Source organism: Xinfangfangia pollutisoli, assembly GCF_020179405.1.
Classification (GTDB): Bacteria; Pseudomonadota; Alphaproteobacteria; order Rhodobacterales; family Rhodobacteraceae; genus Pseudogemmobacter; species Pseudogemmobacter pollutisoli.
Window position 1 is genome coordinate 1 of sequence record NZ_JAICBZ010000077.1, and the last position, 18,545, is coordinate 18,545.

The 18,545-nt window shown below is 63.2% G+C and carries 14 protein-coding genes and 2 pseudogenes; 7 read left to right on the plus strand and 9 right to left on the minus strand.

Annotated features, from left to right (window positions below; all coding sequences use genetic code 11):
* From K1Y73_RS17560 to K1Y73_RS17570, 3 genes and pseudogenes are all read left to right on the plus strand, one after another.
* The coding region (locus tag K1Y73_RS17560; RefSeq protein ID WP_225029607.1) for a hypothetical protein at window positions 1-210 on the plus strand (210 nt) is incomplete at its 5' end.
* Window positions 211-291: 81 nt separating this feature from the next.
* A pseudogene (locus K1Y73_RS17565) lies at window positions 292-1,060 on the plus strand (IS5 family transposase).
* Window positions 1,061-1,156: 96 nt separating this feature from the next.
* Window positions 1,157-2,776 carry a glycosyltransferase gene (locus K1Y73_RS17570; RefSeq protein ID WP_225029608.1) on the plus strand — a complete coding sequence of 540 codons (1,620 nt, stop codon included), beginning with the start codon at window positions 1,157-1,159 and terminating at the stop codon, window positions 2,774-2,776.
* On the opposite strand, the gene K1Y73_RS17575 is transcribed toward K1Y73_RS17570, so the two are convergent.
* The 8 genes and pseudogenes from K1Y73_RS17575 to K1Y73_RS17610 form a co-directional block, all read right to left on the minus strand.
* Window positions 2,727-3,440 (minus strand): LbetaH domain-containing protein, encoded by a 714-nt coding sequence (locus tag K1Y73_RS17575; protein ID WP_225029609.1) that lies wholly within the window; start codon window positions 3,438-3,440, stop codon window positions 2,727-2,729. The two genes, K1Y73_RS17570 and K1Y73_RS17575, sit on opposite strands and share 50 nt — an antisense overlap.
* Entirely contained in the window at window positions 3,437-4,573 is a 1,137-nt protein-coding gene (locus K1Y73_RS17580; protein WP_225029610.1) for a DegT/DnrJ/EryC1/StrS family aminotransferase, read from the minus strand. Before K1Y73_RS17580 ends, K1Y73_RS17575 begins: the two co-directional genes overlap by 4 nt.
* A 149-nt stretch (window positions 4,574-4,722) precedes the next feature.
* Window positions 4,723-7,233: a rhamnan synthesis F family protein gene (locus K1Y73_RS22135; RefSeq protein ID WP_225029611.1), complete on the minus strand. Its 2,511-nt coding sequence runs from the start codon at window positions 7,231-7,233 to the stop codon at window positions 4,723-4,725.
* A gap of 77 nt (window positions 7,234-7,310) precedes the next feature.
* Entirely contained in the window at window positions 7,311-8,213 is a 903-nt protein-coding gene (locus K1Y73_RS17590) for a hypothetical protein (RefSeq protein WP_225029612.1), read from the minus strand.
* Window positions 8,210-10,660, minus strand: a complete 2,451-nt coding sequence (locus K1Y73_RS17595; protein ID WP_225029613.1) for a glycosyltransferase — start codon at window positions 10,658-10,660, stop codon at window positions 8,210-8,212. Before K1Y73_RS17595 ends, K1Y73_RS17590 begins: the two co-directional genes overlap by 4 nt.
* A gap of 77 nt (window positions 10,661-10,737) precedes the next feature.
* Entirely contained in the window at window positions 10,738-11,073 is a 336-nt protein-coding gene (locus tag K1Y73_RS17600; protein ID WP_225029614.1) for a hypothetical protein, read from the minus strand.
* Between the two features lie 866 nt (window positions 11,074-11,939).
* Window positions 11,940-12,290, minus strand: a pseudogene (locus tag K1Y73_RS17605) (DUF1403 family protein); the annotation flags it as partial.
* A gap of 731 nt (window positions 12,291-13,021) precedes the next feature.
* Window positions 13,022-13,981: a LysR family transcriptional regulator gene (locus tag K1Y73_RS17610; RefSeq protein WP_225029615.1), complete on the minus strand. Its 960-nt coding sequence runs from the start codon at window positions 13,979-13,981 to the stop codon at window positions 13,022-13,024.
* Between the two features lie 93 nt (window positions 13,982-14,074).
* Between K1Y73_RS17610 and K1Y73_RS17615 the strand changes: the two genes are divergently transcribed.
* The 4 genes from K1Y73_RS17615 (at window position 14,075) to K1Y73_RS17630 (ending at window position 17,999) form a co-directional block, all read left to right on the plus strand.
* Window positions 14,075-14,956 carry a dioxygenase family protein gene (locus K1Y73_RS17615; protein ID WP_225029616.1) on the plus strand — a complete coding sequence of 294 codons (882 nt, stop codon included), beginning with the start codon at window positions 14,075-14,077 and terminating at the stop codon, window positions 14,954-14,956.
* A gap of 91 nt (window positions 14,957-15,047) precedes the next feature.
* The gene (locus K1Y73_RS17620) at window positions 15,048-16,007 is read left to right on the plus strand and encodes a VOC family protein (protein ID WP_225029617.1); all 960 of its coding nucleotides are present in this window, start codon (window positions 15,048-15,050) and stop codon (window positions 16,005-16,007) included.
* A complete protein-coding gene (locus K1Y73_RS17625; protein ID WP_225029618.1) occupies window positions 16,007-16,657 on the plus strand; it encodes an alpha/beta hydrolase in 651 nt (216 codons plus the stop codon). The genes K1Y73_RS17620 and K1Y73_RS17625 overlap by 1 nt, the downstream gene beginning before the upstream one ends.
* Before the next feature lie 67 nt (window positions 16,658-16,724).
* Entirely contained in the window at window positions 16,725-17,999 is a 1,275-nt protein-coding gene (locus K1Y73_RS17630; RefSeq protein ID WP_225029619.1) for an ABC transporter substrate-binding protein, read from the plus strand.
* A 52-nt stretch (window positions 18,000-18,051) separates the two neighbouring features.
* Here K1Y73_RS17630 and K1Y73_RS17635 read toward each other — a convergent pair.
* A partial coding sequence (locus K1Y73_RS17635) for a helix-turn-helix domain-containing protein (protein ID WP_225029620.1) occupies window positions 18,052-18,545 on the minus strand: 494 nt, incomplete at its 5' end.

Genomic DNA, 18,545 nt, shown 5'->3' on the forward strand with positions numbered 1-18,545 from the left:
ATGCTGCCCCTGACGCTGGCGCTTGCGGCCTCGGCCTGCGCGACGCCGAAAACCTCAACCGCCTTCGCTGATTGCGACCGCCCGGTGCTGCTGCCCGCCCGCGCCCTGTCCCGGGCCGAGGTGGTCGCCTTCTGGGCCCAGGACCGCGCCGCGCTGGTCACCTGCCGGGCAAGGAACGCTGCGGCGGCAGGGGTGGATCCGGCGGGGTAGGGGACCTTCTGCAGTTCTAGGGTCAGGACCCATTGATCTTGCGCTTTCAGCCCGATTCAGGCTCCGCAAGGAGATCGATGAATGAGCAACCTGTTTTGGTTGACTAAGGCGCAGATGGCACGTCTGGCGCCCGTCTTCCCCAAGAGCCACGGGAAGCCTCGTGTTGATGACCGGTGTGTTTTGAGTGGAATTATATTCATCAATCGCAATGGCTTGCGGTGGAGAGATGCCCCCCAGGGAATATGGTCCTGCGAAGTCCCTCTACAACCGTTGGAAGCGCTGGAGTGACAGGGGTGTCTTCGCCTGCATGATGCACGGCCTGGCGGCAGAGGCGGCTGTTCCGAAGACGGTGATGATCGATGCCACATATTTGAAGGCGCATCGCACGGCATCCTGCCTGCGGATAAAAAGGGGGTGCAGACGACAGACGGGGGCGGGCAATCGGTCGAACCAAAGGCGGGATGAACCCCAAACAGCACGCCGTGACTGACACCGCAGGACGCCCCATCCGGTTCTTCATGACCGCAGGCCAGGTCAGTGATTACACTGGGGCCGCCGCGTTATTGAGCGGCCTGCCATCGGCAGACTGGCTACTTGCAGACCGTGGATACGATGCCGACTGGTTCAGAGAAGCCTTGAAAGACAAGGGGATAAAGCCGTGCATCCCGGGCAGGAAGTCTCGGAGCAAGCCCGTTAAATATGACAGGCGCCGCTACAAGCGCCGAAATCGGATCGAGATCAAGTTCGGCAGACAGAAAGACTGGCGGGGGGCGCAACGCGATACGACAGGTACCCGAGGGTGTTCCTCTCAGCAATCGCGCTCGCCGCAACCGTCATCTTCTGGCTATAAAACAATAACGATTCCTGACCCTAAACCATCACGACAGCCTGTCACACACCATAAATCCTCTTCCCTTGCTTCGGACAAACCGCCACGAAACGGATCATGAAACAGGAATTCTTCGACGCTGATCACTATTGCCGTCAATGCGGTCATGTCCTGAGCAAGAATGAGGCATGGCAGCATTTCCAAAATGACGGCGATGCTCTGGGACTGGACCCTTCCCCCTACTTTTCAACCCGATTCTACAAGGATCGCTATCGGGACTGGGGTACGAATGGCGCAACCGCTTTAGACGATTACTTGGTTCGGACCGCCAATGGGCATAAGCGTCAACCGCACCCTTTGATAGATGCAGACGACTACCTTGGCACCTATCCAGACCTGCTCGGCTTCGGGCAAAGTGCGGTCTTGCACTTCATCCTGCATGGCGATGCAGAGGGGCGCTCGCCTTCCAAAGGGTTCGATGCCGGTTTCTATCGCCGGTGTTACCTCGCGCTCGGCCAAAGCCACCCGTTTCGCCATTATGTCACCGAAGGGTCTGCGCGGGGATTTCTGCCGCGGCCAACACCTGTCGATGCGGCAATGTCAGGCGCCGCGATGGCGGCTGCGATGACCGGACGGCCACGCCCCTTCGTGCTGGTCTGCCATGACGCGCAAAAGGCCGGGGTGCCGATCCTGACGCTCGATCTGGCGCGCGCCCTTGGCGCCCGGGGCTATGATCCGGTTTTCCTTTTGGGCAATGCCGGGCCTTTGCTCGACAGGTTTCGTGCGATTGGCCCCGTTTTCATCCTGGCAGAGGGATGGGATGCGACCGGGCTGGCCTCAGCGCTGCCGCAGCGCACGGCCGCGCTGATCAACACCAGTGCCGCCGCCGGGCTTGCGGTGCCTCTGGCGCAGGCAGGTCTCGACTGTCTGGTGCTGCTGCATGAGATGCCCGATTACATCCGGGACCAGGGCCTGATGCCGGATCTTCGTCTGGCGCAAGAGGCGGGCGCCCGGCTGATAGCCTCGATACCGCAGATTTCACGGGGCATTTCACCGCTCATCTCGCCGGGGACCTCCCGGGGCAAGGCAGGGCCGCCGGGCGGGGCTCCCTGCCCTGTCGGGCAATTGCGCCCCGGGATCATTCCGCCCCCGACGTCGCTGGCATCATTCCGGCGCGCGCGGCTGTGGCGGCAGCGGCAAGACGGGCCGGTCTTTATCGGCGCCGGCCATGCCGACAAGCGCAAAGGCTTTGATCTGTTTCTCGACGCGGCCCGGCGTATCCGGGCGGCGCAGCCCGGCGCGCGCTTTGTCTGGCTGGGGGCGCTGGACTCCTGGGCCAGGGATCTCGCGAATGCCGCTCTGGCCGAGGGGCTGCCCCTAGCCTTGCCCGGATTTGTCGAGGATTGCCTCGGCTGGTATCGCGCCGCGGACGTCTATCTGTTAACCTCGCGCCAGGATCCGGGGCCGACCACCGCGATCCATGCCGCAGCGGTTGGCACGCCCTTTGTCGGCTACGCCGCCGATATCGGTCTGATCGGGATGACAGAGGGCGTCGGGCGTTTCCTGCCCCCGGAGGATGAGGCGGGATTTGTCGCGGCAGCGGTTGCCGCCGCCAGTGCGGTCACTTCCGGGTCCCGCCGGGATCTGCGCCGGCTGATCCGACGGGAAACCGGGTTCGGGCCCTATGTCACAGCGCTTCTGAGCCGGTTTCACCTCGCAGCAGACCGCGAAGCCTGACCCAGTCGCGGATCGGCATGGCCGGATTGCCGATCATGCGCGCCCCGGCCGCGACCTTGCCGATCACAATCGCGCCGCCGCCGATCTCTGCCCCGTCGCCGATCTCCATCACCCGACGGCGGCTGCCATTCATGACCGCGCCCCTCGGAGCGATATTCACGCTTTCGCCGATCCTCACATGCCCGGCCAGGGCGGATTCGATCGCCAGCGTTGAGAAATCTCCGATCTCCACATCATGGCCGATGCTGGAGGACAGGATCATCGCACAGGCGCCGATCCGCACCGCCGGCCCGATCCGGGTCCAGGGCATGGTGATCGAGCCGGGACCGAATTGCACATCCGGGTCGACATGCGGCAGATCGGGACAGCAGGCGGTGGCAAGAGTTGCACCTTCCTCGCGCAGCCCACCGGCCACCCGGCGCCGCAATCCGGGGTTCGAGACCGTCAGCAGCACAGGCAGAGCTGCGTGGTCACGCAGCCGCGCAGCCGACGAGATCACCGGCACGCCAAGGCCGGGATGCACGAACCCGTTCTCGATATCATCAATCAACGCCCGGACACGGACGCGGCCCCGCCAGTATTCCTCAAGCCCGCGCAGGATCATCAGACTATGCCCGCGTGCGCCGAAGACTGTGATCTCGTCGAAATCGGTAGTGGATTTCATTCGGCCTGCTCCGGTTTGGGGTCGCTCTGATCAAGCACCGCCGAAACGATTGCGGTGATGCGGGCCAGCTGTGGCGCAGTAATACGGCCATGAAAGGGCAGGCAGAGAAGTTCAGTCCCTGCCTCCGGCGCCACCGGGGGCGCACCGGAGGCGGTCACGATACCGTCTCCGGCCCAGTATGTGCCAGGACCGCAAAGCAGCGGAAAGTGATCTCGCGCGAAGATGTGCCCCTCGGCGAGGGCCAGCACGAGCCGTGCGCGCAGATCCGGCGCAAGACGCAGCGCATAATAGCCGGGGCTTTCGCCCCCTGCCCGATGCAGCCGCAGCCCCGGCAAGCCGGAGAATGCACTGTCATAGGCCTGGCGCAACGCCCGGCGCGCGGTCAGCTCTGCGGGCAAATCGGGCAAGAGGGCCAGCCCCATGGCTGCATGTAGTTCCGAAAGTTTGCCATTGAGACCCGGCCCGGTCGCCCGCCCCTGTTCCATCCCGAAATTGCGCAGCCGGCGCAGGGCCGCCGCCTGATTGCCGCGCGTAACGACAAACCCGCCCTCAGCCGTATTCAGCAATTTGGTCGCATGCAGGGAAAAGGCCGAGGCATCGCCAAAATGACCAATCGGAATGCCGTCAATCTCGGCCCCGAAGGCATGGGCGGCATCATAGACCAGCCAGAGGCCATGCCGCCGCGCCAGGGCCTCCAGCGCCGCGACATCGCAGGGTATCCCCAGGAAATGCACCGGCAGGATGGCCGCCGTGCGCGGCGTGATCGCCGCCTCAACCGCGCGCGGGCAGAGCGTCAGTCGGTCTGGGTCGACATCGGCAAAGACCGGCACCAGCCCAAGCGCTGCAATCGCCTGCGCTGTCGCGGCAAATGTGAGCGGGGTGGTGATGACCTCGGCTCCTGCCGGCAGCTCGCCCAGCATCAGCGCAAGTGTCAGCGCCATCGTACCCGATGAGGTCAGCGAGACCGTATCCCCCGCGTGCTGCCACGTACTCAGCGCGCGTTCCAGCCGCATATGCAATACACCGCCATTGGTCAGCCAGCCCGCATCCAGCGCCTCGGCGGTCAGGCTGGCGAAACGGGTGGGATCGGGCAGCATCGGCGCTCCGAACAGGACAGGCGGCAGATCAGTCATGGAAGGCTCCGCGCGCAAGCGCCTCGCGTTAAGAGGTGATGCGTGGGGGATTGCCGCAGCCCGGCCGTAAGAAGGTTTGTGCAGCAGGAAAGATCAGCCTGTCTGTCTTGGATCGAAATTGCGCAAAATACCATCTGAAATACACTGGCTTATTGCAGGTTAAAGAAGTCAAGAAATATCGATTTATAGCCACATTTTGCCGCCACTGTCGGCCACAACCGCTCGATCAGGTGATACTCTGTCCCATCGAGGGCCAACGGCTCTTCTGGCCAGGGATAGTCGTAGCCAAAGAGATCCAGCATGGCCTTCGCAACCGCGCCACGACAGAAGAACATGTTGCCGGCGGGAAAAAGCATCGGCTCATCGGGAAGCGGTTGCGTGAAGGCGCCCTCTACCAACGGCAAGTGTCGCGCAGAGGGGCCCCAGATTTTAGCGACATTGCAAAATGGCGCAATCACTCCGAGATCCGTATCGGAGAGATCAATGCCCACGACAGGTGCGGCTTCCTTGCGGGAGGGTGGCGACAGTAGTGTCGTCAACAGATGGTCGCGCCATTGCAGGCCATTGGGCAGATGAGCAGAGCGCTTCTGATGAACATGACCCCACCATAGCGCCGGTGCGGCCACGAAATCATCATAGAGAAGGCGCAGGAAGGGAAGGATATCACGGCCGAGATTTGCCGTCACCACGATCTCGGGGTCATCCATTAGACCCCGAAGCGCCTCGCGCAAGCGCGCCGCGCTGGCGGCGGATGGAACACTGAAAACCACCCTGCGCGCATTGCGATAGGTGGCCAGATGCTGGCGAACCGTTCCGGTGATCTGTGCCGGGTAGAACACATGGTGATGCAGGGCGTACGGGGCGCTGCCATGGAGGATACGGGTCTGCTCGGGCGGTGGGACCTTCAGCATCCGATGCAGCCAGTTATCTGACCGGGCGATTTCCGCGCGACAATCCTCAATTGATAACCAGGAATTGCGCCGCCTGGCCGGTAGCAACCGCGCCTGATCGCAGATAACCGGATGAAAACGCGTAATATGGACCGGGCCACCTCTCTCTTTTGCGTGATCCTGCACAACCTTCAGCACGGCTTTGGCAAAGGTCGGGCCGAAGGGCGGCAGCGGTGTTGAGCCGGCCCTGTCCCGTCCCTTCTCTGTCATCAGGAAATCGTACAGCGCGAGGATATCGACGACCGGAAGCGATCGCAGCCGGTCGCTCAGACCCGCCTCTCGCGCGAGGGTCATGGCCTCGGAGGCTTCCCCGCATATTGCGACCTGCGCCCCGGCCTGAGCAGCCAGAAGAATGGCTGTGTTATCCGCCGTGCTGCGATGAAAAGACAGGTAATGGCTACAAAAACCGGCCAGAACCGGCAGGAGGGACGGTGTCTGCCATATTTCAAGCGCCGCCCCCACTCCGGCAGGCATTGCGGCGTGATCCCGACTATCCTGGTCGTCTGCCACATCCGGTCGCGGGCCCGGCAGCGTGATCCAGAGGAAGTGCGCTTCTGATCCGGCAACCCGCATGGTTTGAGCGAGTGCCCGAAACACCTCCACCCCCGCTGCAGGTCCGGAAGCGAGGACCAGAGGGTGAGCGCGCCACTCTGCACCGAACCGCACGGTTAGTGTGCGATGTACCGCAGCTTCCTGGACGCCATTGTCGCCTTCGGGCGAGGGGACGAAGACAGAGGCAGGTGCCAGATGGAGACTGCCTGGCCGTATCCCGACCGTTCTGCCGAATAGTTGCCAAGCCCGTGCAATCTCCTGGTCCGGGGAGATCAGGCCGTGGGCATATGTCAGCAAAAGTGCCTCACGCCTTTGCTTCTCTGCTCCTGCAGGTGCGCTGAGTGGTGCGGCAAAAAGTGGTATCCCGGCCGCCTCACACTCGTAGCACAGCGACGGCAGCCCGCCCCCGGAAAGATCGACCGCCGCCACAAGTTCCTGCGGTAATTGCCCGGCTAGAGCTCGTAGTTGCCAGACCGGAAGGTCGCCGCTTAGGATCGCCGCCGGATCGGGATCTGAGGTATCGTCGGAGAATGTTTCTGCATCGGCCGAGCCAATACAGAAAACCGGGGTCAACCCGACTTTCCTCGCCAGCTTCGCGAGCGCCTTCGTCACGCTCTCACCTGCCGCCGTCAGTGGATCAGGAGTAGCGATCAGCAGGATCGGATCGGTTGCTGCGGGGCGCACCAGTCTGGCCCGGTTCCGGAGCTTAACGGGCGTCAAGCGCATCGCCTCGCGGTGACCCCAGCGAAGATAGTGGACAATGGCCGGGCTACCGCTGCGTGCGATGTCGTGATGCTGGTCGTAGTAGAGCGAGGCGGAGAATCCCGAGACCATCCGATCGACCGGCTCGCCAAGGGCGATCAGCTCAAAAAACAACTCATCGGGGAGCGATTCTAGCGCTGGATCTCGGATGAAATCAGGACGCTGGCGGAGCTTTGCAAGCAAAGCAGGCAGTTCCTCCACTTGCTCTTTCATCCACGCGAAGAGGTTCGTCGGGGTGCTGCCATCACGTAGCCGGAACCCTGAAGCGTCCATCTCCGGATCGCGCCGGTAATCCTGGCGCGCGGAAGCGGGGTCGGCGATTTGCAGGTAGCGGCACCAGAGGGCGAGGTTTTGAGCGCTCAGCGCATCCGGCACTTCGATCGAAAGGGCTTCCACCGGGGCGCTACCGCAACTGCCAGATGTATCTCCGACTTCATACCCAGTTTCAGGAGGATCTCCCTTTTTGTCTGATGTCACACTGTAACCCCCGCAGTCGAGAAGAGGGGCTGCATCGTTTGGCCGAGATACTTCTCAGCGATATAGGCGTAATCTGCAGCTTGGGTCAGGATAACACGCTGGACAGCTTCGGCTTCGACCAATTGCGGAAAAATCTCGAAATCTCCCACAGCTTCGCCGCGCTGGACGCGGCGGTTGAGCTCGGCTTCCTGGACCTGAACTGGCCCTGCTGATCGATTGTCCCGCCGGAGTTCGATATGCGCCAGATGCTCCGGCAGCGGGGTGCTGATCTGCAGAAAGAAGTCGTGCACCATATTCAGCGTTTCTGGCTTTCCGGCCTCGTTGCGATGCAGGTCATGCGTCAGCGGGCGGACAACGATGTTTGCGGCAGGAAAAGCCGCACGCCAATGGTCCAGTAGCGCACCGTAGGAGTGAAAATGATCAGGATGCCTAGCCAGCCAGTCGACATAGCCAGCAAAGCCCGGCGACCATGGAAAAGCGCCGGGAATGCTTGCCACTGCCTGGGCATAGAGGGAAGCATACCAGAAATCGTGGCGCCGCAGATAGACCACCACGGTCAGATCATGTCCGGCGAGGAATTGCTGCAGCCTGCTGATATCCCGGCGCAGACAAAAATACTCACTGCTGAGAATCAGAAGGTTAGGATTGTGTGCGGTGATCTCGTTTTCAAGATCGGCCTTCAGCTTGCCCGCATCACCCTCAGAGCCGGCAGGCGTGTTGGAATATCCGAGCACGCGGCTCAGTTCATACTGAAAGATCACCGCAGTGCCGCTCAGGCCGCAGCCTGCCTCGGGATAGAGCATACCCGAAGAGCGAAGAGCGGCGCGGTCCCGATGAAGCGCGTTTTGCAACGAGGTGGAACCGGTCTTGTTCATACCGATGTGCAGAACGGTTCTCATGGTAGGTCCTCTGTGACGGCCTGAAGTTGATGATATACCTTCTGTATTTCATCAACATCCACTGGGACGATATGGCCATTGGGGGCGGCCATGACCGCTTCACCTTGGGCTCCGATGTTGAATGACATGACTGGCAGACCAGTCGCGATCATCTCATGGGTGGTGAATGAAAACGTCTCTGGACAGATCGAAGGCATCAGCCACACCGCAACCCGGTGCCGGTGCATTATATCAGCGAGGTTGCGAATATCGTATCGACCAGTCACCACCGTGGATGGGGCAAGGGGGAAACGCCGGTCAAACTCGCCAATTATGACCAGGTTCGGGCCATCGCTGCGACCCTCCAACGCAAAGGACAGCTTGCTGACGATCCGCGCTCCTTTTTCTTCGCCGATCGCCCCCAGAACTGCCAGAGAAACCTTCTGCCCGGCCCTCGCTATCGCGGGCTTCACTTGGGGAATATTTACCGGAAGACGGCTGGGCATCAGCCGGATCTTACCTTCCGCCCAAGGCCAGCATTGCGCAACGATGTCCTTGCTGCTGCGGGAAAAAACGGTGAGCTGATCTGCCCGGCGGATGAGCTGGCTCCAGGCCGCACGCCATTCTGGCAGCCTAACCCTTCGACCGTCAGGCCGCGCAGAGCTATGCGCAGGATCTTGGCTGGCGGGATTGGGGACACCGCGCCATGTGGCATCGCTGTCCAGTAGGTTGAAGGATGGGCTGATCGGCAGATAGTCGTGGAACAACACTTCCAGGCTGCTGCCCTCTTCCGCAGCGAGGTCACAGAGAAGACCCGGCAGCGAAACCGGATCTGGATCGCCGACGCCGCAGGAATAAACCACATGCAGCGTGCCTACCGGACCGAAAAGCTGCCGCAGATGCTGCGGGTCTTCGATCGTGCAGGTGAAGCTTCCGCCGTCCACGTGCAGCGTAACCACGAATCGATCAGAGCCACCAATGCGGATCACAGCAGTCGCGTAGCCATCGGCCTCGCGCTCGCTGATACGGCGACCCAGCCAGCTCTGCGCGCCGCCGCCCATCGAATGCGCGAGATAGACATGCAGCGGAGCCTCCGGCCGGCTGGCAGCAAGGGCCAGCGCCAGCACAAAACGCGCCTTCCAAAGTGGATCGAGACGGATGAATTCCTGAACCTCGGCATCATATTGTGGATAGCGGCGCGCAACAATCTGCCCTGCGCGTCTCATCGCCTCTAGCTTATGCGCCTGTCCGAAGGACTGGCCACCGCGGTGCTCGACGAAGAGATTGCCAATACCGACATTTTTCATTCCGGTTTGCGCGACGCGCTGGCACCAGTCGACCTCTTCGCCGTATCCCTTCCCAAAGGTGGTATCGAGTTGCGGAACCCGGCGCAGCGCCTCGCGATTCAGAGCCATACAAAAACCGACGCCAGTCGGGGCGACCGCATGGGTGGATCCGGGGTCGAGTCTCGCAGCGACCGCGTCTATATGATCGACTGCGCCTGGCATGATCTGGCAAGAACCGGCGATCAGCGGCACCGAAAAGATGGTTGCATCATTCGACATCGGCGTGACGCTGGCGATCTCCGGGTTCGAGGCGATCGGCGCAATCAGCCGCGAGGCCCAGCCCTGCGGCACAAACGCGTCGCTGTTGAGGAGAACGACATGCCCGCTATCGCGACTTGCGCGTTTCAGGCCGTGGTTAACACTCTCGACAAAGCCGAGATTTTGGTCATTCGCGATCAGCGTGACCCGTTCCTCACGACCTCGCGCCCAGTGTTGCAGCCAGGGTCTGACCCTAGCATCACTGGAACAATCCTCGATCAGGATCAGATGCCAGGGCAGATCTGTATGGGCCTCGACTCGGGCAAGCACCTCAGGCAGCAGATCAAAAGCATTGTAGACGGGCAGCACTATCGTGATCGGAGTATCGCCGGCCGGCGTGACGGCTATGTCATCGCCGCGTTGGAAGATTTCCACATCGAACCTGTGCGACACGCGCAGGGGAGGATGTAGATTGAAGTGGTGGACAAGCGCTGTGCGTAAGTGCTTCGGGCGCCCAAGTAATAGATAAGCGCAGCCCTTCGGAAACGCCTTAAGAACCTTGCCGGCAAAGGGGAGCAGCAGTTTCCGCCGGGCATCGCCGATTCGCTTCTGCGAGGGAACCGGAAGCAGCCAGTTCAGCACGGTATTGTCGCGCTGAAGTGCCAGAGTGACGGGTCCACCACACCATTCTGCCTCCTCGTCGAACGCCACCCGTCCATGTGGGTTACCGGTACTAAACATCGCAGGCTTGCCTAGTACCGCAACCACGTCCCCACGATGCAGGCCGCGCCGGATAGGAATCCGTCCGGAGAGTGTTAAAAGCTGCAAGTTATCAAACAAACACCAACCCGCCACTCGGACCCGCCTGTCGCGGTATTCGATATGTTCGACGTATCCAATCAACTGACCAGTGAGATCGCGCAATGGCATAGGCTTCGCCGCGAAAACCGCGCTGACACTCTGATAACGAAACCAAAGGTTTTTGAATGAGGAAATTGCCATTAGAGATGAAAGTAGTAAGTGTTTGGTCCTTGCCGAACAAAGAAGAACGCGTTATCCGATAATAAGTTAGCGGTGACACTGAAGCCAAATTTCATACTGCCGCTGGTTCGGTCGAGTTCGGGAAAGGTCTTGATCACATCTTGACGCGGCAAATCTGGTGCTTTCGATAAGCGAGTGCCGCCATCCTGTAGACCCACCTCATCCGCATTTACCCAGCCGGTTACGGAAATCTGGCCACCGTTCAATTCGATGGAATCGACGAAGCCGATCATGCCGCCACCTGCCCATATTGGAAAGCTTTTGGATTTATTTTCAGCAGAAAAAAAATAAACCATGGCTTCTGCTCATAACCTCGATTAATCCAGCGTGGGTGTTCGGGGCGACCGGACTCTGCATCATCTTAACCATTTCTCACATACGCCGAGCGGTGTGAAGGGCTGCCCCCAGATTTTTTCGATCCGATTCAGAGCATGTGACCTGTCTCCGTGGCCCCCTCGTTCTGAATGAGAGACTGCAGGTTGGAGATCGGCAGTCGACGAGTGGTTTCCTGAGAAGCGCACCGGGCGCGGAGCCATCAATGCCGTCTGGCGCGGTGAGGAGATGCCTCTGGCGCCGACACGCCCGGCGTGACCCTGCGCGCAAGACGGGTCTGATCTGGCACCACTGCCACCGCAAACTGTGCGCTCTGCCTGCGGCTTGCGGCAGCGCTCCCCCGCAGGTCTTGCCCGGCCCGCGATCTGCTCCTGAAGATCTCTGCATTCCTCGCTCATCCGGTGTTGTCGCGAACTGGCCCGGTACCAGTGGGACCTCCTCGAAGGTCTCACCGTCGAGCTCCCATTGAGACGGGGCGCCGTCCTGCGCCGTCCTGCGCGGTTCTCAGATGTTTCAGACACTTCACCTGACGGCCAAAGATTTCACGCTCACCTTATCTTGCAACGCATCCACCAGGGCGGCGAAACAGGCGGCTGCTCGACGGGGCCGCGGAGATCTTCGAGCGCGGCGGCAAGAAGCCTGCGGTGGAGGCGGACGAGGAGACAGTCCGGTCGTTGCATGCCAAGATCGGAGAGCTGTCAGTCGTCGACGATCCTTCGCAGGGCTTACGCGACCCCACTGGGGCCACGGTCCCTGCTACGATGTCACGAAAGCTCAAGCCGTGGACCAGCAAGTGAGGCGTGGCATGATTGAACGGGACCATCCTCGGTCAGGAGTCAGTGATGATGGCAACCGTGCCCTTTCCAGGCCGCCGCAGATTTGCAGCGCGCAATGCTTCTGCGCGGCAGGTCAGGCCGGCGTGAAGATCGAAGGCCGCGACCGCTCCCGGGCCGCAGGCAGCAGCGCAGGCCGGAAGCCACGCCTCGCCCTCCAACCGGAAAGCTGCCCGCAGCAAATGTGCTGCGAGCAGCGGGACCGGCCGCTCCCAGCCGAGCGCGCGAGCCAGAAGAGCATCTGCCAACCAGAGCGCCAAGCCGCGCCAGGCCGGGCTAACGGTGAGAGCTCTATCGCTACATTGCTGTTGATGTGGCGTTTTTCTTCCCGCCCGGATGCTATTAGTGACACATCTAGGACGACTGCATCGGCATTGGCTATCTTGTTCAGGATTGTTTCCGCAATAGGGGCTGAGCCGAGTATTCCTTTTGTATCTTGATCCAGTGTCAAAAGTTCGTCCCCGCGATCGGCCTCGGTGAGGCCTATATCAGAGTTAATCTCTCTAATCGCAGAAATCAAAGCATCGTGTATAAAGTCTTGGTTGATTTTTTGGTCGGCACCGGTCTGTCAAGAAAAGAAAATCTGCAAGAGTGCCCCTCGGATCGTATGCTTTTCTACTGTTAAGTAACCCATACATAGGAATTTCGGCCATTGCTCATCTTTCAGAGTATCCACAGGCCTTTTCGAGGCACTTTGAATGAAGCATGGCTATGTTAGCCTTGCTGAAGTAGTGATCTCACCGCATCGCAGTTAGGCGGCCCACCGCGCAACTGAGCTCTCATGCTAAGGATCTGGTAAGGCTTTTCAATCTCATACTCTTGCGTGCCTTGATGATCTCCTGCCCGCCTGGCCTGACCTGCGTAGAACGGCCAGGCTCACTCCGGTTCCACGCGCCCAAAACCCCGCTGATTACCCTTTCCCACGTTCACGCCATGTTCGCTTTTTGTCCGTGGGAAATTTTCGGCCCAAGTCCTTGAACCGCTTGATTTCCCGCAGGACTTAAACTCTCCAGGCCGCAGGGCCGTGCCGGTTCAAGTCCGGCCGCGGGCACCATCGGGGCGCGGCATGCCTGTCCGCTCAGACCGCGGCATTGCCCCAGATCACCGCATTCTCGTGCCGCTTGATCACATGTTTCAGATCCTCGAAGGCGGTGATCACATGGCCGGCCAACCGTTCGGCCGCGGGCGAGCGGGCCACATTCACCCGCCGCAGGATGCCAAGCGAGCGGTTGGGCTGCGGAATGTCATAGGGCAGCACCGCGATGCGGTTTTCCTTGCGCAGCGCGAAGACCACGGAAAAGGGCAGCACCGCCAGCGCATCGGTTTCGGCCAGCACATTCACCACGCTCATCAATGAGCCGCCGGAATAGCGGATGTTCAGATCCGACATGCCGATGGACATCAGGATCATCTGCAGATCCGACATCAGAGGAGAGCCGGGCAGGGGGGCGACCCAGGGGTAGGCGGTCAGGTCCTGCGCCTCAAGCGGGCGCTTGCGCATCAGGGGATGGCCGGGCCGGCAGGACACGATGTTGCGGCCGGGCAGAATCTCGGTGAATTCGAAGCCCGGGCCCAGATCCAGCACCCCGATCGGCACGATGCCCAGGTCGATCTGCCCGGCTTCCAGCGCCGCGGCCATCTCGGGCAGGTTCATATAGCTTTGCTGCACGGTGATGCCGGGTTCGTGCTGCTGAAACTCGCCGATCATCCGGCTGATCATCGCATCCATGAAGAACGGAACGCCGCCCACCCGCACCAGCCCGGTGGTGCCGCGCACGAAGCCCTGCACCGCATCCGAGGCGCGGCGCGAGGCGGCGATGATCGCCCGGCCCTGCACCGCCAGCTGCGCGCCCAGCGGCGTGGGCTGCAGCGGGCGGCGGCCCTTGACGAACAGGGGCTCGGCCACCCGCGCCTCCAGCATGGCAAGCGAGCGCGAGACGGCGGGCTGGGTCAGCCCCAGCATCGCGGCCCCTTCCGAGACCCCGCCGGCATCCAGAACCGCGGCAAGCTGCATCAGGTGGCGTTCGTTCAGCTTCATACCACTGTGCTATACTGTCCGGCGAACAACTCAACCAAAATTCCGCAGGCCCGGTCTATCCCTGTCGGCACGGGGACGGGAGGCCCCAAAGGGATGGACGGCCAGGAAAAGGGGCCGCAGCAGGGCATGGCCCCTGTCGCGGCAGAGGGGACAAGCGATTTCACCGCACGGCTGGCGCGGCTGCCGGCCTCGCGGCTGACGGGGGCGCTTGGGCCCATGGTCGCGGCGCTGCAGGGGCTGATCCGCGACGTGCGGCCCAGCCGGGCCGAGTTCCGCGCCACGCTGGGCTATCTGACCGAGTTGGGCCACCATTCCGACGCAAGGCGGCAGGAATGGGTGCTGCTGGCCGATGCGCTGGGCCTGTCGGCTTTGGTCGAGGATCTGAACAGCCCGCGCCCCGAAGGCGCCACGCCCAACACCGTGGCGGGCCCCTTCTACCGCCCCGATGCGCCCGACCGGGCGCCGGGCGCCACGATCTCGCTGGATGGCAAGGGCCTGCCTTTGGCGGTCAGCGGCCGGGTCACGGCGCTGGCGGGTGGGCCGCTGGCCGGGGCGCTGGTCGAGGTCTGGCAGGCCAATGGCCAGGGCAAATACGAAAACCAGGAACCCGACCTGCAGCCCGAGAACAATCTGCGCGGCCGCTTCCGCACCGATGCGCAGGGCCGCTTCGCCTTCACCTCGGTCATGCCGGGCGGCTATGCGCTGCCCTCGGACGGGCCGGTGGGGCGGCTGATGACCAGCCTTGGCCTGTGCCTGGAACGGCCGGCCCATATCCATTTCCGCGTCTCGGCCGAGGGGCATGAGAGGCTGACGACCCAGATCTTCGACCGGGCGGATCCCGCCATCGGCCGGGATGCCGTGTTCGGGGTGAAACCCGGATTGCTGGCCGATTTTCGCGCGACCTCGCTGCCCGGAGGACAGACCGGCCGCGCGCTTGAGCTGACCCTTGTGCTTTGCCCGCAGCGGCAAAGCTGAATGAAACTCGTGCTTTGCCCGCAGGGGCAAAGCTGAGCGAAAACAGTGCTTTGCCCGCAGCGGCAAAGCTGAACGAAAACGGAGGAGACCCATGTCCAAGATCAGCGGATACCACCACCTGACCATGTCCACCGACGGCGCGCAGGAGGATTTCGATTTCTACACCAAGACGCTTGGCCTGCATTCGGTGAAGCGCACCGTGCTGTTCGACGGCACGATCCCGGTCTATCACCTGTATTACGGCTCGCCCAATGGCGATGCCTCGACCATCATCACCACCTTCCCCTTCAAGAAGCCGGGCGTCTATGGCCGGCGCGGCACCAACCAGTCGCGCACCATCATGCAGGCGATCCCGATGGGGGCGGCCGATTTCTGGGTCGACCGGCTGAATGCCCGCGGCATCCCGGCCGAGAAGATCACCCGCTTCGGCGCCGATCGCGTGGCCTTCGCCCATCCCTGCGGCATCCCGCATGAGCTGGTGGAATCCGACAATGACCCGCGCGAACCGATCACCAATGCCGCGCAGGGCATCGGCGCCGCGCATGGGATCAAGGGGATCTATGGCGGTCTGGTCGCCTGTTTCGACCGCACGGCGATGGATGATTTCATGACCATCGCCTTGCCCCTGACCAAGGAAGCCGACACCCATGAAGGCACGGTCTACCGCGTGCCGGATGCCAATGGCGTGATCCAGCGCGTCGAGGTCGTGGAAGACCGCACCAGCCCGCAGGGCACCTGGACCCTGTCGGGCGGGACGATCCACCACCTGGCGCTGAACACCGGCGACGAGGCCAATCAGATGGCGCTGCGTGCCCATATCGAGGGCCTGGGCTTCACCGACATCTCGGAACAGAAGGACCGCAACTACTTCAAGTCCTGCTATGTCCGCTCGCCCGGCGGGGCGCTGTTCGAACTGGCCTGGACCACGCCGGAAGGCTGGGCGCGCGACGAGGCGCCGGGCGAGATCGGCAAGACGCTGGTCTTCCCGCCCTGGTTCAAGGACCGCGAGGCCGAGCTGCGCGAAGGGCTGGAACAGGCCGAGTTCGCCTGATGGCGGGCGCGCTTCCTCTGGGGGCGCAGGGTGGCGGGGCAAGGGCGGTCTGCGTCCTTGTCCATGGCCGCGGCCAGTCGCCCGAAGAGATGCAGTCCCATGTCCTGGCGCGGCTCGATGCGCCGGGCGTGGCCTTCCATCTGCCCCGCGCGCCGGGCGGCGCCTGGTATGCGGCCAAGGCGGTGGATCCGCTGACGCCGGACACCCGAACCGCCCTGGCCGCGGCGCTGGACCATCTGGCCGCCGATGTCGCGGCGGCGCGGGCGGCGCATCCGGGCCTGCCGCTGGTCCTGGCGGGCTTCTCGCAAGGCGCCTGCCTGTCGCTGGAATATGCCTTTGCCGGCCGGCCGGCGCCCGAGGCGCTGGTGGCGCTGACCGGCTGCCGGGTGGGGGTTCTGGCCGATGACCGGCCGCGCGCGCTGCCGCCCTTGCTGCCGGTCTATCTGACCGGCGCCGACCAGGACCCCTGGATCCCGGTCACCGCCTTTGCCGAGGCGGCGCTGGAACTGGGCCAGGCGCGGGCGCGGCTGCGAACCGACCTGTTCCCCGATCGCGGGCACGAGGTCAGTGACGCCGAAATCGCCATGCTGCAGCGGGTGCTGGACGATTTCTGCACCCGCGCCACAACCGAAATGGCGGCCCCGCGCTAGGGGCCGCCGCTTGCGTTTCCGGGCCGCGGATCGAGGAGCCGCGGCCTTCATCAGAGGGAGGAAGATCATGCTGACCAGACGGACATTCCTGCGCACGACCGCGGCCTCTGGCCTGGGCGTCGCCGCATCGGGCCTTGCCATGCCGGCCCTGGCCCAGGGCGCGAAGATCAAGCTGGGCTATGTCTCGCCGCAGACCGGCCCGCTTGCGGGCTTTGCCGAAAGCGACGCCTATAACATCGCGGCCTTCCTGGCCTCGCCCGCGGGGGCGAATTTCGAGGTGGTGGTGAAGGACAGCCAGTCCAACCCCAACCGCGCCGCCGAAGTGGCGAAAGAGATGATCCTGAAGGACGAGGTGCGCCTGATGCTGGTCGCCTCGACCCCGGAAACCACCAATCCGGTGGCCGGCGTCTGCGAAGGCGAGGGCGTGCCCTGCATCTCGACCGTGGCGCCCTGGCAGCCCTGGTTCATCGGCCAGCAGGGCAATCCCGGCGATCCCGGCAGCTGGAAGCCCTTCGACTATGCCTTCCATTACTTCTGGGGCATGGAGGATGTCATCGAGGTCTATACCGCGATGTGGAACCAGCTTGAGACCAACAAGGCGGTGGGCGGGCTGTTCCCGAACGATGCCGATGGCAATGCCTGGGGCGACAATCAGAACGGCCTGCGCCCGGGGCTGGAAGCCAAGGGCTATGCGCTGACCAATCCGGGCAGCTTCCAGAACCTGTCCGACGATTTCTCGGCCCAGATCAACGCCTTCAAGGCCGCGCAGACCGATATCATCACCGGCGTGCTGATCCCGCCGGATTTCACCACCTTCTGGAACCAGATTCGCCAGCAGGGGGTGTCGCCCAAGGTGGTGACGGTCGCCAAGGCGCTTTTGTTCCCGCAATCGGTGGAAGTGCTGGGCCAGGCCGGGCACAACCTGTCGTCCGAAGTCTGGTGGACCCCCTCGCATCCGTTCTCGTCCAGCCTGACCGGCAAGTCCTCGGCCGACCTGGCGGCGGATTTCACCGCGCAATCGGGCCGGCCCTGGACCCAGCCGATCGGCTTCGTGCATTCGCTGTTCGAAGTGGCGGCCGATGTGATGGGCCGGGCCAGCGACCCGACCGATGGCGATGCGGTGGCCGAGGCGGTGGCCGCGACTGATCTGAAGACCGTCGTCGGCCATGTCGCCTGGAACGGCGCAAATGTGCCGGAATTTGCCGCCAGGAATGTCTGCAAGACCCCGCTGACCGGCGGGCAATGGCGGATGAAAGAGGGCGGCGGCTACGATCTGGTGATCGTCGAGAATGGCGCGGCCCCCGACATCCCCACCGGCGGCACGATGGAGGCGCTGGCCTGAGGCCAGGGTCCAGGCGATGCGGTGACGGCGGGGCCCGCTCCCGGCCCTGCCGTCACGGTGTGCCGGGTTTTTCCCGGTAGGCGAGCTGCGCGCGGCTAAGGCCAAGAAGCCGCGCCGCAGCCGCCAGATTTCCCCCCGCCCGCGCCATGGCTGCGGCGCGGATCTGCGCCTCATGCGCGGCCAGGCTGAACCCGCCCTCCGCCAGCCTTGCGTCCAGCCACTGGGCAAAGGCGCCGTCGGGGGCCTGGGCGGCGGGGGCGGGCAGGCGGGCCTGAGGACGCGCCAGCATCGCCGCGGTCAGGGGCCCCGGTCCGGTTCTATCGATCAGCGCCGCGGTCAGCACCGCCTCCAACCCGTCCAGCCCCTCGGGCATCAGCGCCGCTTCGGCGCCGGGCGCAAGGCCCGGATCTTCCAGCCCCAGATCCCGCGCCAGCCGGGCCAGGACCAGCCCCGCCAGCGCGCCGATCTCGGCCCGCCGCGCGGCCAGCGCCGGCAGTTCCAGCGCCAGGGGCATCAGCCGCGCCCAAAGCGGCGCTGCGATCGCGC